The following is a 14,808-nucleotide window of genomic DNA, read 5'->3' as shown; positions in this document are numbered from 1 at the left end:
GCGAAAAGTACCGCCTCCGAAGGATATGCGCAAGCTCCGTTGCGTAGCGAATATTCGTTTGCTGATGCGAATCAGCGTTCGCGCGACGAATTCCGAAGGACTTGTAACGCGCCGACAGGTCCGGCGCGTGCGATGGCACGTGCGGAACCGAACTTCCACGCGGTCAACATCGTGCGTGCCTCGACCGCGACGAGGACGTCGAGCCCCTCGGCGCTGCACCCGCTCACCGACGTACCCATGAACCGTGCGACCGCAGAAGCCTTCTCGCATGCGACAGGGACGCCGGCGGGCATCGCGGTGGCCGCCGCCAATGCGGCCATGTCAGCCGCGGCTTGTGCGCGATGGCGGGCGGTCACTGCCGAACCGATCTGCAGCGCACCGACGCTGACAGCGAGCAGCACCGCGATCATGGCCGCGGCGACGATGCTTGCCGACCCGTTCTCACGTGCCCGTCGGTTCGGCCATCGACACCGCTTCAGCCGCGATCGTGACACCCGGCAGCAGTGGCGAATCGGCGGTGACGCGCGCGACGGTGAATTCGCCGTCGCGACGCAGTTGCACCGCTGCATCAGGTGGAGCGATGCGCCGTGCGACGCCCTGCGCGTTGGCGTCGTCGCCGCGGGCCGCCAGCCGCGCCGCTTCGCGGGCCGCGTCGATGCAGCGGATCTGCATCGAGACGGCGGTGACGCCGGCGACGCAGAGCACGAGCACGGCCACCAGCGCCGCGATACCAAACGCGGCCTCCACCGTGACGGACCCACGATCACCCGCTGTCAGACGTTGGTGGTCAACGCCCGGCTGATGATCTTGGTCAGCGCGCCGACGATCGAGTCGCCCGTCACCACGGTGTACAGAATTGCGCCGAACGCCGCTGCAGCGATCGTGCCGATCGCGTACTCGACCGTCGACATCCCGTCGTCGGCTACCAAGAGCAGCGTCGTCCTTGCTTTCAGATGCTGCCATCGCGTCACCCTCGTCCCCTTCCAATCCGAATCCACTTCCCCACCAATGCATTCCGTCACAGCAGCCCTGACCCCAACACCTCACCGGCCAAGCCGGCGACCACCGGCACGATTCCGAGGCACACGAACGCGGGCAGGAAACACAAACCCAACGGGCCGGCGATCAGCACCGCGGCGCGCTCGGCGGCGGCCCGGGCGGCGTCGGCGGCCTGATGGCGCACCGCTGTCGCCAGCTCGGCAACCCCGTCTGCCAGCGCGGCACCTGACGAAGCCGAGCGCCGGGCCAACCGCAGCAGTGCCTCACAGTGACGGTCGAGTTTGCCGCCCGGCGCCGACCACGCCGCCGACGGATCCGCGCCCAACGCCAGCATGTCGGCGGCGCGGCGCAACGTCGCAGCCAAGGCAGGCGGCGCCGTGGGCGCGGCCGCAGCGGCAGCCGCCGATACGGCCATCCCGGCGGTCAGGCAGACCGCGAAAATGTCGAGGCTGGCCGCGACCGCGAGGGGATCGGTCTTGGTCTGGCTTCTGTGGCGGGCCGGCGCGGGCGGTATCAGCCCGGCGCGGCGGCGCACGGCCGCCGGACCCGGCGCCACGATCACGGCAGCGGCCAGCAGTAGCGCGGCAGATGTCACGACAGCGCCCGTCCGGTGATGCGGTCCGACCACAGCAGCCCGCAGCAGACCAGCGCCACGCCGATCGCCAGCAGCCAGCCACCGGCCCCGCCGGACAACAGGAACCGCACCGGATGGGCGTGCAGCAATTCACCAAGTCCGACGCCGGCGAGCGGCAGCGCGGCCAGCACCGTCGCGGTGGCCCGTGCACCGGCCATTCCGGCGATCACCTGTGCGTTGAACCGGGAGCGTTCGACGATGTCGCGCTGTGCCGCACGTACCAGCGACGCCATGGTGAGGCCGTGTGCGTGGGCGAGCTGCCAGCACACCGCGAGCCGTTCCCAGTAGTCGGGCGTTGCGGCATGCTGAGCCACGCTGCGCAGCCCGGCGGACACGTCGGCGCCGAGCAGCGCCCGTGCGCCGACCGCGCGGAACGACGTCGCAACAGTGCCGCGGGACTCCGCTGCGGCGACCTGGACCGCGGCCACGGGATGGGCGCCGGCGCGGAGTTCGCCGACCAGGACGTCGAGTGCCGCTTCCAGCGCCTGCGACTCCTCGTCGACGCGCCGCCGCCGGGCTTGTCTTCGGCGTCGCAGAAGGAGCGTGCCGCCGAGCGTCCCTGACGCGAGCACGACTGCCGCGGGCAGCACCACCGCGGCCGTCACGCCAGCCGCACAGACGCCTACCGGTCGAAGAGGCGCGGTGTTGACGCGTCGGGGTGCCATGAGACCTGCCGTGACGAGGCGGTGCCGTGACGAGACGGGCAGCGTGAGCAGTGCAGCGGCCAGGGACAGCGCCGCCGTAGCGACACCGGTCACTGAGCGCCCCTAGCCGCCAGCAGCTGACTCAGCTTGCCCGCGCCGGGGCCGGGCCCGGTATCCGCGTGCCAAGCGGTCACCACCTCGACCGGTTCGTTGCCGCAACGTGCCAGCACCCCGATCTCGTCGAGCCGCCGGACACCGTCGCGGTCGCGGCGCACGTGCAGAACCGCCTGAACTGCGGCGGCGAGCTGGCTGTGCAGGGCGGCGCGATCCAGGCCGCCGAGTGCGGCGAGCGCTTCGAGCCGGGCCGGCACCTCCGCGGGCCGGTTGGCGTGGACAGTGCCGGCGCCACCGTCGTGGCCGGTGTTCAAGGCGGCCAGCAGATCCACCACCTCGGCACCGCGGACCTCGCCGACCACGATGCGGTCCGGCCGCATCCGCAACGCCTGCTTGACGAGGTCACGCACGGTAACCTCGCCAACGCCCTCGACGTTGGCCGCACGGGCCACCAGCTTTACGAAGTGCGGGTGACGAGGCGCCAGTTCGTCGGCGTCCTCGACGCACACGATCCGTTCGTTGGCCGACACCGCGCCGAGCGTCGCGGCCAGCAGGGTGGTCTTGCCGGCGCCGGTGCCGCCGGTCACCAAGAACGCGAGCCGCGCGGCGATGATCCGCTCCACCAGGTCCACGGCGTCGTGCGTGATGGTGCCGGCCCGCACCAGCGCCGGCAGATCCTGCGTGGCGGGGCGCAGCACACGCAGCGACAAGCAGGTGCCACCCGCGGCCAGCGGCGGCAGGACCGCATGCAGCCGGACGGCGAACTCCCGATTGCCGATTCCGGTGAGGTGGCCGTCGATCCACGGCTGAGCGTCGTCGAGCCGGCGACCCGCGGCAAGCGCCAGCCGTTGGGCGAGCCGGTGCACGGCGGCCTCGTCGGAGAACTGAACCTCGCTGCGGCGCAAGCCTTTTCCGTCGTCAACCCACACCGCATCGGGAGCGGTGACCAGTACGTCGGTGGTGCCGTCGGCGCACAGCAACGGCTCGAGAATCCCGGCGCCGGTCAGTTCGGTCTGCAGCGTACGCAGGTTGGTGAGCACCTCGGTGTCGCCCAGCACGCCGCCGGACTCGGCCCGGATTGCGGCGGCGACGACGCTCGGTCGCAGCGGCGCGGCTTCCGCGGCCAGCCGCTCTCGCACGCGGTCGATCAATGACGTGGTCATGCCGCCGCCGCTACCCGACGACGCTCCACAACCGCCAGCACACGGCGCGCGGCCGTCAACAGCGGCGAGCGGCGGCGCACCCGCAGGCCGCCCCGTTCCAGGCGCTCGGCCAGGTTGGGCTCTGGACGCATGGTCGCCAGCAGTGGCAGATCGGCCGCTCGGGCGATGTCCCCGGCGCGCAATCCACCGGGAGCCGGCCCACGCACGACGAGCCCGACGTTCGGATTGAGGGCGAGCAGCGCCGACGCCATCACCGACACCGCCGCACACGACCGCACATCACATGCCGTCACCAGTGCGACCAAGTCGGCGGTGTCCAAGGCGGCCTCCGCGGCTTGCGTGAGGCGTCTGGGGACGTCGCACACCACCGCGGCACCGCCGCGACGGCCCGCGTCGACGATCGCCAGCAAAGTCGCGGCGGTGATCTCACTTGCGCGGCGCGCACCTGACAGCACACCGACGCCGTCCCGCGACGGCAACGCATCACGCACCGCGCCGAGACTGAGCCGTCCGTTGTCGACCGCGATGTCGGGCCACCGCAGCCCCGGCCGGCCTTCCAAGCCGAGCAACAAGTCCGCCCCACCGCTCCACGGGTCGACATCAATTAGCAAACTCTCGTTTGCCGCAATCGCTAACGCTGCACTGAAGATCGACGCTCCCCCGCCGCCTCGGCCGCTGACGACCGCGACCACGTCTCCACGCGCCGAGTGGTCGCTGTCGCCCGCGTCGGCCAGCACGTCGACGAGTTCGGCTTCTTGTTCCGGTAACCGCAGAACATGTTGTGCCCCAAGCGATAACGCTGCCTGCCAAGTCGCCGGTTGCGGATCGTCGCTGACGAGCAAGATCACCCGCGGCCGTCGCGGCAGCCCCCTGACTGCGCGACGCACGACGGCAGCCTGGTCGACAATGACCGCACCTGCCGCGGACCACTCGCGGCGGCTGACGGCATCGGTGTAGTAAACAATCCGAACGCCGACCGCTGCGCCGACGCGGTCGACGTCGTCGCGCAACACGGGATCGTCGACGATTCCCAAAACGCCCGCTGTCGAAGTCATGGACCCAGCCTGCGCCGCGCAGCACGGACGCTTCCAGTGCCTCGGCCGAATCTGTGGACGAATGCGAATGTGTTGATAAACGGCTGTGATCCCGGGCACTACAGCGAATTTCGACGATCACGCCGAGAAGCCGGGCCGGCCGTGTGACTTTCCCGCCAAAAGGGACGACCCCCGCCAGGGGGGGAGGAGGCGAGGGTCGTCGTGTATCAGCCCCGGGGGGTCGGGCTGATGCACACCCGGCATAAGCCGAGTAATGCTCACTATACACACGTGGCGTGACAATGGCGCAAGAGCCGAAAACATCGATAACCCTTAGCCAACACAGGATTGCAGCCCCCGCCACCTGACCCGAACTGACATTTGACAGAAGCAAATGACCGGCGAACGACCGCCCTATGCTGAAGCCGTGACCGTCTCAGAGCAGGCCTCCACACCGCTGACCACGACGCAGCTCACCCCTCCGGCCGACGCTATCCCCAACGGGCGCACCAAGACCGCGGCGTTCTTCGACCTCGACAAGACAGTCATCGCGAAGTCCAGCACCCTGGCGTTCAGCAAACCGTTCTTCGACCAAGGGCTGATCAATCGGCGCGCTGTTCTGAAATCCAGCTATGCGCAGTTCCTGTTCTTGATGTCAGGCGCCGACCACGACCAGATGGATCGGATGCGGTCCTACCTGATGAACATGTGCACCGGCTGGGACGTCGAACAGGTGAAATCGATTGTGGCAGAGACGTTGCACGACATCGTCGATCCGCTGGTGTTCGCCGAAGCCGCCGATCTGATCGCCGACCACAAGCTCTGCGGGCGCGACGTGGTGGTGGTGTCGGCGTCCGGTGAGGAGATCGTCGCGCCGATCGCGCGCGCGCTGGGCGCCACTCACGCGATGGCGACGCGGATGGTGGTCAAGGACGGCAAATACACCGGCGAGGTCGCGTTCTACTGCTACGGCGAAGGCAAGGCGCAAGCCGTCCGGGAGCTGGCCGCCCGCGAGGGCTATCTGCTGGAACACTGCTACGCCTATTCCGACTCGATCACCGACCTACCGATGCTGGAGGCGGTCGGTCATCCGACGGCCGTCAACCCGGACCGCGCGCTGCGCAAGGAGGCGGCGGCGCGGGGCTGGCCGGTGCTGACGTTCTCCAAGCCGGTGTCGCTGCGCGACCGCATTCCGGCACCGTCGACCGCCGCGGTGGCCACCACCGCCGCGGTGGGCGTCAGCGCGCTGGCGGCCGGTGCGCTGACGTACTCGCTGCTGCGGCGCTTCGTTCTCTGATCTGGGATCTCGGAGCCGCGTACGCCCTTGATGTGACGATGGTCACGTAGTACAAAGGAACCACGGCAGCCCGGCGAGGCCAAGGTCGGATCGGAAGAGAAGATCCGATCTCCCGAGCCGGACTACCCAGCGCGGATCCCGGTACCCACGCGGAGCACGCCGCATAAAGGCAGAAGTGTTGCGGGCCTGCGTGATTGCGGAAAGCGGACAACACGACAGCCCCTTGGGTGGGGCAGCAGTTGAAGCGCATCGCAAGACGCCGAGGCCACCCACGCAACCCCTGTTGCACGCTTGGTAACCGGAGGTCCGCGCTAGCGGGCGGCGCGCCGAAGCGATTCGGATCGCCGCCCGCTTCACGTCTGTCTCGACACCGCCTGAGCGATCGCCAGTGCTTCGCTGGCGCCTTCTTCAAATGCCCGGCAGCACAGAAGGATCCACTGCCGCAACCCGTCGGGTGTGCCGGTGGCGAATTGCTGGGCAGCCGAACGGTATTCGGCAACATGGCGCATCCAATAGACCTCCGGCACGCCGAGGCCGTGCGGATCCAGCCCGCTGGCCTGGGTCACCAGCCGCGAGACTCCGCGCGCCACCACTCCGTCGGCGCTGCCGAACGGGGCCAGCGTCAGCATCTCGCCGTGCGCTACCGCCGCGAGCACCGGGGCCGGCGCTGCGCTGCCGCCGGTCATCAGCTTGGCCAGCAGTTCCAGCCGCCCCGCCGCGCCCTCGCGGGGCCGACCCAATGCGTCGTCGTCCACCAGATCCGCCGCGGCCAGTGCGTGCAGCCGTGCCAGCGCCTGCAACGGTGCGCGCTGCCAAACGCTCACCAACGCCGTCTGTCCGCCCTGCAATGCCTCAGCGACCCGGAGTGCGCCGGCCAGGATCGGACCGCCGTCCAGCCCGTCGGCCGGGAACCGGGGCGCGCCGCCGTCGAGCATCGACGACGCCCGAGCCGCCCGCACGGCGGCCTCTGCCGCACTCGCCGGCCAGCCGCGCAGATTGACGCGGTGCCGGTGTGCCTTGCCGAGAGCCTCGCGAACAAGTTCGCTCGCGTCGGCGACACCAGGCAGCTTGGCCAGCGGAGCCAGTGGATCGGTCACGCTCGTGACGCTAACCGCGCGGGGGCGTTTCCGGTAAACCGGTGCGGTGCGCACCCCAATCCGCAGCGCTGCACCAGACAACGCCGAGTGACTAGGCTCACAGCTATGACCGAGACGCAAGCCGAAGCTCCCGCCACCTATCCGCCGTCAGAGGAATTCGCCCAGCGCGCCAACGCCACTGCCGAGCTGTACAAGGCTGCTGAATCGGACCGGTTGGCGTTCTGGGCGGAGCAAGCCAACCGGCTGGCGTGGGAGACGCCGTTCACCGAGGTGCTGGACTGGTCCGACGCGCCGTTCGCGAAGTGGTTCGTCGGTGGCAAGCTCAACGTCGCCTACAACTGCGTCGACCGGCACGTGGAGGCCGGAAACGGGGACCGGGTCGCGATCTACTGGGAGGGCGAGCCCGTCGGCGACAGCCGCACATTGACGTACGCCCAACTCAAAGACGAGGTGTGCAAGGCCGCCAACGCGCTGACTGATCTGGGCGTCAAAGCCGGTGACCGCGTTGCGATTTACATGCCGATGGTGCCTGAGGCGATCGTCGCGATGCTGGCCTGCGCCCGCCTCGGTGCCATGCACAGTGTCGTGTTCGCGGGCTTCTCCGCGTCTGCGCTGCGGGCACGCATCGAAGACGCCCAAGCGAAACTTCTGATCACCACCGACGGCCAATACCGTCGCGGCAAGGCGGTGTCGCTGAAGGAATCGGCGGACGAGGCCGTCGACGGACAGGACAGCATCGAGCACGTACTTGTGGTGCGGCGCACCGGAATTGACGTGCCGTGGACGGCAGGCCGCGACCTGTGGTGGCACGAGACCGTCGACTCCGCCGCATCAGAACACACACCGGAGGCGTTCGACTCAGAGCACCCGCTGTTTTTGCTCTACACGTCGGGCACCACCGGCAAGCCCAAAGGCATCATGCACACCAGCGGCGGCTACCTCACTCAGGCCGCCTACACCCACTACTACGTGTTCGACGTCAAGCCCGACGAAGACGTGTACTGGTGCACCGCCGACATCGGCTGGGTGACCGGCCACACCTACATCACCTACGGGCCACTGGCCAACGGCGTCAGCCAGGTGGTCTACGAGGGCACGCCCGCCTCGCCCGACGAGCACCGGCACTTCCAGGTCATCGAAAAGTACGGCGTCACAATCTATTACACCGCGCCGACGCTGATCCGCATGTTCATGAAGTGGGGCCGCGAATACCCGGATGCACACGACCTGTCCAGCCTGCGGCTGTTGGGCTCGGTCGGCGAACCGATCAATCCGGAGGCATGGCGCTGGTACCGCAAGGTGTTCGGCGGCGACCGCACCCCGGTCGTCGACACGTGGTGGCAGACCGAAACGGGGGCGGCCATGATCTCGCCGCTGCCCGGCGTGACCGCCTGCAAGCCGGGCTCCGCCATGGCGCCGCTGCCGGGAATCTGCGCGCAGATCGTCGACGACGACGGCAACCGCATCGAACCCAGCCCGGACTGGGGCGAGCACTCGACCGGATATCTCGTGCTCGATCAGCCGTGGCCCGCGATGCTGCGCGGCATCTGGGGTGACCCCGAGCGGTTCAAGGAGACCTACTGGTCACGCTTCGAGAAGCAGGGCTGGTATTTCGCCGGTGACGGCGCCCGCTACGACCCGGACGGCAACATCTGGGTGCTCGGCCGTATCGACGACGTGATGAACGTGTCGGGGCACCGCATCTCCACCGCGGAGGTGGAGTCGGCGCTGGTGGGCCATTCACACGTGGCCGAAGCCGCGGTGGTGGGCGCCAGCGACGAGCAGACCGGTCAGGCGATCATCGCGTTCGTGATCCTGGAAGCCAGCGCCGCCGACAAACCCCGCGACAACATGTGCGAGGAATTGCGCGCCGAGGTGGCCAAGGAGATCTCGCCGATCGCCCGGCCCAAGGAGATCCACGTGGTGCCCGAGCTGCCGAAGACCCGCAGCGGCAAGATCATGCGCCGGTTGCTGCGCGATGTCGCCGAAGGCCGCGAACTCGGCGACACCTCGACGCTGGTGGATCCGGGGGTGTTCGAAGCGATTCGCAACAGCAGGGCTGAGAACTAGCCGACCGGGACGAACCCCGCACCGGGGCGGTTCTTCGCGGCGAGGTCGGCCAGCACCGCGTTGATGGACTCCGCGACCGCCGGGGTGTGCAGCGGGATGTACTTGACGACGCAGGTGGGCAGTTCTTCGCTGAACGCACCGTGGATCATCCCGACCAGCTGATTGCCGACGGTCACCGGCGCTCCGGAATCGCCCGGGCGGCCGCAGACCTGGCTGAGGATGGTGCCGGGCTGCTCGCCCGGTCCCCACGTCACGCCGCACGAGTAGCCGGTGGTGCGGCCCAGTTTGCACGCGACCTGCCCGAACGTCGGGTCGGGCCCGATACCGCTGATCACGAAGCCCTTGTAGTTGCTTACCGGCGCCACCTTGGCGGGGTCGAATTTGATCACCGCGTAGTCCAGCGCGTCGTTGCCGGCGACCATCACGCCCAGCGTGCCGGCGCCCTCGAGGCCCTCGGCGGCTACCTGGGCGCCCGGCCCGCCGCAGTGCGCGGACGTGAATCCGACCAAGTTGCCCTTGTTGTCGGTGCCGATCGCGGTCAGCGTGCACAGCGTGTTGCCGTCGACGACGATGCCCGCGCCGCCGCCCAGCGGAACCTTGCCGTCGGCCGCCGCGACCCCTGCCGCCAACATCCAGAGCAAGACGACCGCCAGCACCAGCCCACAGCGGTGCCCGATCTTCAACAAATGCTCCTCGACCTCGTGGGCTTGCGGCCCGCGTGGCAACATAACCCATCGACAAGCGAGCGCTTCGGATACCGAGGCTACGGTGTCGGCCAGGTCCGACAGAAGCAACCAGCGGGAGGACAGTCCGTGAGCAACGGTGATCGCAGAAACGCAGTGCCGAGCACCATCACGTCGATCCCGTTGACGGATCCGCATGTCCTGCCGCCGAACCCGTCGCTCGGCGAGTTGGTCAAGGAGGCCAGCGCCCAGGTGTCCACCCTGGTGCGGGCCGAGGTGGAGCTCGCGCGTGCGGAGATCACCCGGGACGTCAAGCGCGGCCTGACGGGCAGCGTGTTCTTCATCGCCGCGCTGGTGGTGCTTTTCTACTCGACGTTCTTCTTCTTCTTTTTCGTCGCGACCCTGCTCGACGAATGGCTGACCCGCTGGGCGTCGTACTTGATCGTGTTCGGCGTCATGCTGATCACGACGGCCGTGCTGGCGCTGCTGGGCTACCTGAAGGTGCGACGTATCCGCGGACCGCGCGACACGATCGAGTCGGTCAAAGAGACGCGTGAGGTGTTCACGTCGCACGACCATCGCGGCGTCGCGCAGACCAATGGAAAGCCGCCGGCCTCGCCTTCGCGGTCTGACTCCTCGGGCTCTTAGTGCCGGCGCCTGCGCCGTCGGTCGTCAGGATCGACGGGCCTTGGCGGCATATGGAGGTGCACGCCAACGGGATTCGGTTCCACGTCGTGGAGGCCGACCCGGGCCCGGCGGACACCCCGGTGTCGGCCCGGCCACTCGTGGTGCTGCTGCACGGGTTCGGATCGTTCTGGTGGTCGTGGCGCCATCAGCTCACGGGGTTGCGTGGAGCCCGCGTGGTGGCCGTCGACCTGAGGGGCTACGGAGCCAGCGACAAGCCGCCGCGCGGCTACGACGGTTGGACGCTGGCCGGCGACACCGCCGGGCTGATCCGGGCGTTGGGTCATTCGTCGGCCACGCTCGTCGGTCACGCCGACGGCGGGCTGGTCTGCTGGGCGACCTCGACGCTGCACCCGCGGCTGGTGCGCGCCATCGCGGTGGTCAGCTCCCCCCACCCCGCGGCCCTGCGCGCGTCAGCGCTTACCCGTCGCGACCAGGGCCGTGCGCTGCTGCCGTCGCTGCTGAAGTACCAGGTCCCGATGTGGCCCGAACGCTGGCTCACCCGCCGCGACGGCGCTGCGCTGGAAGCGCTGGTACGTTCCCGTAGCGGCGCGAAATGGCTTGATACAGAAGACTTTTCGGTTTCCATGCGCCATTTGCGCCAAGCCATCCAGATTCCCGGTGCCGCACACTGCGCACTGGAGTATCAGCGCTGGGCGGTACGCAGTCAGCTGCGCACCGAAGGCCACCGCTTCATGCGGTCGATGGATCGTCAGCTGGCAGTGCCGCTGCTGCACCTGCGCGGCGACGCGGACCCGTACGTGCTCGCCGACCCGGTCCACCGCACCGAACGCTATGCACCGCACGGCCGTTTCGTATCAGTCTCGGGCGCAGGGCATTTCAGCCACGAGGAGGAACCGGGCGTGGTCAACGAGCAGCTGACGCGGTTCCTCGCCCACGTCTACGGCCGACGGCTCACGTAATACACGCACCCGTGGGCACCGGGGTGGCGTTGTCCACTTTGGCCATCTGCCGGGCCACCTCTTTGGCGGTCAGCACGAAGCCGGTCTCGGGGTCGTCGACCGCGGCGCCGAACACGACGCCGAGCACCCGACCGTCCAGATCGATCAACGGTCCGCCCGAATCACCTTGGCGCACAGTGCCTCTGATGGTGTACACCTCGCGCGCCACCGTCGTGGTGCGGTAGATGTCCGGACCGTTGAGTTCGATGATCTCGCGGATACGCGCCGGCGTGGCGACGAACGTGCCGCCGCCGGGATAGCCCAGCACCACCGCGTCGGTGCCGGACTTGGCCTGCCCGTCGGCGAACGACAGCGGCTGCGCCGGGAGATGGGGCACCTCGAGGATCGAGATGTCGGCGTTGGGATCGTAGGAGACCACTTTGGCGTCGTAGGTGGTGCCGTCGGACTCCACGGTGACGCTGTCAGCGCCTGCGACCACGTGCGCATTGGACATCACCCGGCCCTCTTTGACCACGAAGCCCGTGCCCTCCAGCACCTTCTGGCAGCCGTTGGCCAGCCCCCGGATCTTCACGACGCTCGGCCGGGTGGCCGTCACCACCGCGCTGTTGACCAAGCCGGCATCCGGTGCGTCCACCGGCACGATCGGGGTGCGGCCGAACGGCTGCCACACGTCGGAGATGCCCGAGGTGTTCAGCAACGCCGACAACCGGTTGGGCACCGTCTGCAGCCAACTCGGCGCGACCCGGTCGACCTCTTTGCGGATCATCGACCCGTCGAACGCCTGGGCGAGCATCTGCTGATCTGACGACCGCAGCGGCGAGGCCAACAGCCACGCCGCCACCAGAACCGCGACCACCTGCAGCGCCACGCCGACGATCGAGTCGACCGTGCGCAGCGAGCGGCTGCGGATCGCCGCGCGCACCGCCCGGCCCAGCACCACGCCGGCGACCTCGCCGATCACCACGAGCCCGAGGATCAAAAACAGCGCGACGAAGAGTTTGGTGCGCGGCCCGGCGATGTGCTCGACGATGTGCGGCGCCAGCAACACGCCCGCGACCGCGCCCAGCACCACGCCGACGAACGACATCAGCGAGCCGAGCGCACCCGACCGCCAGCCCGAGATCGCCGCGATGAACGCGACCGCGATCACCGCGAGGTCGAACCATTGCGATGCCGTCACCGCCGCGCCTCCAGGTAGTCCTCCCCGGTGTCGCCCCTACCGCCCACCAAGGCCATCGCCTCGTCGAGTTCGCGCACGTCGTCGGTGTTCCACGGCACCGACCACCCGGCGCAGTCCAACAACGCCGCGATCACCTGCCCGGTGAACCCCCAGACCAGCATCTCGTTGAGCAGAAACGCCGGACCCGCGAACCGCCGGGTCAGCGTCTTGCGGTACACCATCAGTCGATTCTTGGGATTGACGAACGCGCGCAAGGGAACTCGCGCGACGATCGCGGTCTCGGCAGGATCCATCACCGCAACGGGGCCGGGGTCGCGGGAGTAGGCCAGCACGGGCACCACGTGAAAACCCGAGGGCGGGATGAACGTCTTCTCCAGCGTGGCCAGCGGTGTCAGCCGCGACGGGTCGATGCCCGTCTCCTCCTGCGCTTCGCGCAGCGCTGTGTGAACCGGCCCGGTGTCGCCGGGATCGGCGGCTCCACCCGGGAACGCGGCTTGGCCGGCGTGGTGGCGCAACGACGAGGCGCGCACGGTCAGCAACAGATCGGCGTCGTGCGGGAAGCTGCCCGGCGGCGCGTCGTCGGGTCCGGAGAACAGCGCGAGCACCGCAGCGTCGCGGGGCTTGCCCGCGAGTTTGGCGGTCGCGTTGGCCGCGGTGACCATCGCGAGCACCTCGGCCGGCAGGCGGCGCCGGTAGGCAGCCGGCATGCAACCGACGTTCTCGACGAGCGGCTGCAGCCAGGGCGGCGCAGCATCCGGGGACAGCACCTGCGTCTGGGCCGCGCAAGATCCATGTCGCCGGCCCTGCGGCTCCGAACTCACCGCGGCGCTCCCATCGTCTGATCGACCGCGTCGGCGATTTCGTCGGCGCTGGCGAACGCCCGCGGCAGGATGCGGGCAACGCTACCGTCCGCACGCACCACCACAGAGGTAGGCATCACATTCGGCACGCCGAGTGCGGCGGCTACCTGGCGGCGGCCGTCCTGCCACGTTGGCAGCCGTACTCCCCAGTCGGCCAGGCGCGACAGCGCCGCCGCCGCGTCGTCGTCCTGGTGCACGGTGATCACGCTCAGCCGGTCACCGACGCGGCGCTGGTACTCGGCCATCGCAGGCATCTCCTGCGCGCACGGTGCGCACCAATACGCCCACAGATTCAGCAGCACCGCCCGCCCCGCCACGGCGCGTCCTGTGTCCACCGCGGTGCCGTCCGCCAGGCACTGCACGGTCACCCCGCGCAGCGCCTGCGGACCCGCCCCATTGCCGTCGGGCGGGCACGGCGGCAGCGCGGCGCGGCGGCGCAGCGCGGCGAGGTCGGCGGAGTCGGGCGACGCGACTGTCGGGCTGCTGGGCAGCCTGCGGGGTGCGGCGGGCTCGCGCAGCTGCAATGCCAATGCGGTGACAATCGCCGCCACCACAATCAGCACCGCAATCGTCCAGCGGGTGGACCTGCTCATCGCGGCAAGCTACAACCCAGCCAGCGCAAGCAGATGCTCGGTTTCCGGCCCCTTCACCAGCGCGGCGGCGATCGGCGGCTCGGTGGGGCCCAGCCCGAACGACGGGCAGTCCTTGGCCAGCACGCACACGCCGCAGGCCGGCCGCCGGGCGTGACACACCCGCCGGCCGTGGAAGATCACCCGGTGACTCAGCAGCGTCCACTCGCTGCGCTCGATCAGCTCACCGACTGCCTTCTCGATCTTCACCGGGTCGGTCTCCTCGGTCCACCGCCACCGCCGCACCAGCCGCTGGAAGTGCGTATCCACCGTGATGCCGGGAATGCCGAATGCGTTGCCGAGGATCACGTTGGCCGTCTTGCGGCCCACCCCGGGAAGCGTGACGAGCTCCTCCATGGTCGACGGCACCTGGCCGTCGAAACGCTCCTCGAGCGCTTGGCCGAGCTTGATCAACGCGCTGGCCTTGTTGCGGTAGAAGCCGGTCGGCCGGATCAGCTCTTCGAGTTCGGCGCGGTTGGCCTGGGCGTAGTCGCGGGCGGTGCGGTAGCGGGCGAACAACGCCGGCGTGGTGAGGTTCACACGCTTGTCGGTGCTCTGCGCCGACAGAATCGTCGCGACGGTGAGCTCGAGCGGGTTGGTGAAGTCCAGTTCGCAGTAGACGTGGGGAAACGCTTGCGCGAGTTTGCGATTCATCCGCCGGGCCCGACGGACCAGGGCGAGCCGCGTCTCGTTGGCCCACCGCCGCTCCGATGGCGCGGCTCGCCGGCTCGCAGTCACCAGGCAAGCGTACTGACCGGTGAGATTTCGTGATCGTGCTGAGACCTTCGACGTGTTTA

The 14,808-nt window shown here is 69.1% G+C and carries 17 protein-coding genes; 4 read left to right on the top strand and 13 right to left on the bottom strand.

Annotated elements, in window-relative coordinates; translation table 11 throughout:
• Nucleotides 1-71 precede the first annotated feature (71 nt).
• Genes AC5Y39_RS19930 through ssd form a run of 7 tightly spaced genes read right to left on the bottom strand, consistent with a single transcriptional unit; the run spans nucleotide 72 to nucleotide 4,609 of the window.
• Entirely contained in the window at nucleotides 72-494 is a 423-nt protein-coding gene (locus AC5Y39_RS19930) for an Rv3654c family TadE-like protein (RefSeq protein ID WP_500021012.1), read from the bottom strand.
• The gene (locus AC5Y39_RS19925) at nucleotides 442-747 is read right to left on the bottom strand and encodes a TadE family type IV pilus minor pilin (protein WP_500021014.1); all 306 of its coding nucleotides are present in this window, start codon (nucleotides 745-747) and stop codon (nucleotides 442-444) included. Before AC5Y39_RS19925 ends, AC5Y39_RS19930 begins: the two co-directional genes overlap by 53 nt.
• Before the next feature lie 26 nt (nucleotides 748-773).
• Nucleotides 774-971, bottom strand: a complete 198-nt coding sequence (locus AC5Y39_RS19920) for a DUF4244 domain-containing protein (protein WP_500021016.1) — start codon at nucleotides 969-971, stop codon at nucleotides 774-776.
• A 47-nt stretch (nucleotides 972-1,018) separates the two neighbouring features.
• Entirely contained in the window at nucleotides 1,019-1,594 is a 576-nt protein-coding gene (locus AC5Y39_RS19915) for a type II secretion system F family protein (protein WP_500021018.1), read from the bottom strand.
• Nucleotides 1,591-2,391: a type II secretion system F family protein gene (locus AC5Y39_RS19910; RefSeq protein ID WP_500021020.1), complete on the bottom strand. Its 801-nt coding sequence runs from the start codon at nucleotides 2,389-2,391 to the stop codon at nucleotides 1,591-1,593. The genes AC5Y39_RS19915 and AC5Y39_RS19910 overlap by 4 nt, the downstream gene beginning before the upstream one ends.
• Nucleotides 2,388-3,554: a TadA family conjugal transfer-associated ATPase gene (locus AC5Y39_RS19905; RefSeq protein WP_500021022.1), complete on the bottom strand. Its 1,167-nt coding sequence runs from the start codon at nucleotides 3,552-3,554 to the stop codon at nucleotides 2,388-2,390. The genes AC5Y39_RS19910 and AC5Y39_RS19905 overlap by 4 nt, the downstream gene beginning before the upstream one ends.
• Nucleotides 3,551-4,609 carry a septum site-determining protein Ssd gene (ssd, locus tag AC5Y39_RS19900; protein WP_500021024.1) on the bottom strand — a complete coding sequence of 353 codons (1,059 nt, stop codon included), beginning with the start codon at nucleotides 4,607-4,609 and terminating at the stop codon, nucleotides 3,551-3,553. The genes AC5Y39_RS19905 and ssd overlap by 4 nt, the downstream gene beginning before the upstream one ends.
• Before the next feature lie 406 nt (nucleotides 4,610-5,015).
• Between ssd and AC5Y39_RS19895 the strand changes: the two genes are divergently transcribed.
• Complete coding sequence (locus tag AC5Y39_RS19895; RefSeq protein WP_500021026.1) at nucleotides 5,016-5,885, top strand: HAD-IB family hydrolase; 870 nt, start codon at nucleotides 5,016-5,018, stop codon at nucleotides 5,883-5,885.
• A gap of 353 nt (nucleotides 5,886-6,238) precedes the next feature.
• On the opposite strand, the gene AC5Y39_RS19890 is transcribed toward AC5Y39_RS19895, so the two are convergent.
• Nucleotides 6,239-6,982 (bottom strand): oxidoreductase, encoded by a 744-nt coding sequence (locus AC5Y39_RS19890; protein WP_500021028.1) that lies wholly within the window; start codon nucleotides 6,980-6,982, stop codon nucleotides 6,239-6,241.
• A 105-nt stretch (nucleotides 6,983-7,087) separates the two neighbouring features.
• Between AC5Y39_RS19890 and acs the strand changes: the two genes are divergently transcribed.
• Nucleotides 7,088-9,052 carry an acetate--CoA ligase gene (acs, locus tag AC5Y39_RS19885; RefSeq protein ID WP_500021030.1) on the top strand — a complete coding sequence of 655 codons (1,965 nt, stop codon included), beginning with the start codon at nucleotides 7,088-7,090 and terminating at the stop codon, nucleotides 9,050-9,052.
• Here the strand turns inward: acs and AC5Y39_RS19880 are convergent.
• Complete coding sequence (locus AC5Y39_RS19880) at nucleotides 9,049-9,684, bottom strand: S1 family peptidase (protein ID WP_500021146.1); 636 nt, start codon at nucleotides 9,682-9,684, stop codon at nucleotides 9,049-9,051. The two genes, acs and AC5Y39_RS19880, sit on opposite strands and share 4 nt — an antisense overlap.
• Before the next feature lie 180 nt (nucleotides 9,685-9,864).
• Between AC5Y39_RS19880 and AC5Y39_RS19875 the strand changes: the two genes are divergently transcribed.
• Nucleotides 9,865-10,383 (top strand): phage holin family protein, encoded by a 519-nt coding sequence (locus tag AC5Y39_RS19875; RefSeq protein WP_500021032.1) that lies wholly within the window; start codon nucleotides 9,865-9,867, stop codon nucleotides 10,381-10,383.
• Complete coding sequence (locus AC5Y39_RS19870; protein ID WP_500021034.1) at nucleotides 10,383-11,342, top strand: alpha/beta fold hydrolase; 960 nt, start codon at nucleotides 10,383-10,385, stop codon at nucleotides 11,340-11,342. Before AC5Y39_RS19875 ends, AC5Y39_RS19870 begins: the two co-directional genes overlap by 1 nt.
• Here AC5Y39_RS19870 and marP read toward each other — a convergent pair.
• Genes marP through nth form a run of 4 tightly spaced genes read right to left on the bottom strand, consistent with a single transcriptional unit; the run spans nucleotide 11,335 to nucleotide 14,665 of the window.
• Entirely contained in the window at nucleotides 11,335-12,522 is a 1,188-nt protein-coding gene (marP, locus tag AC5Y39_RS19865) for an acid resistance serine protease MarP (RefSeq protein ID WP_500021036.1), read from the bottom strand. The genes AC5Y39_RS19870 and marP overlap by 8 nt on opposite strands.
• Entirely contained in the window at nucleotides 12,519-13,343 is an 825-nt protein-coding gene (locus AC5Y39_RS19860) for an NUDIX hydrolase (protein WP_500021038.1), read from the bottom strand. Before AC5Y39_RS19860 ends, marP begins: the two co-directional genes overlap by 4 nt.
• Entirely contained in the window at nucleotides 13,340-13,975 is a 636-nt protein-coding gene (locus tag AC5Y39_RS19855; protein ID WP_500021040.1) for a TlpA family protein disulfide reductase, read from the bottom strand. Before AC5Y39_RS19855 ends, AC5Y39_RS19860 begins: the two co-directional genes overlap by 4 nt.
• Nucleotides 13,976-13,984: 9 nt before the next feature.
• Complete coding sequence (gene nth, locus AC5Y39_RS19850; protein WP_500021148.1) at nucleotides 13,985-14,665, bottom strand: endonuclease III; 681 nt, start codon at nucleotides 14,663-14,665, stop codon at nucleotides 13,985-13,987.
• Nucleotides 14,666-14,808 lie beyond the last annotated feature (143 nt).

Source organism: Mycobacterium sp. NGS39 (genome assembly GCF_059812765.1).
The sequence above is the reverse complement of the archived record's forward strand: the minus strand, read 5'-3'. Positions and strand labels throughout refer to the sequence as shown.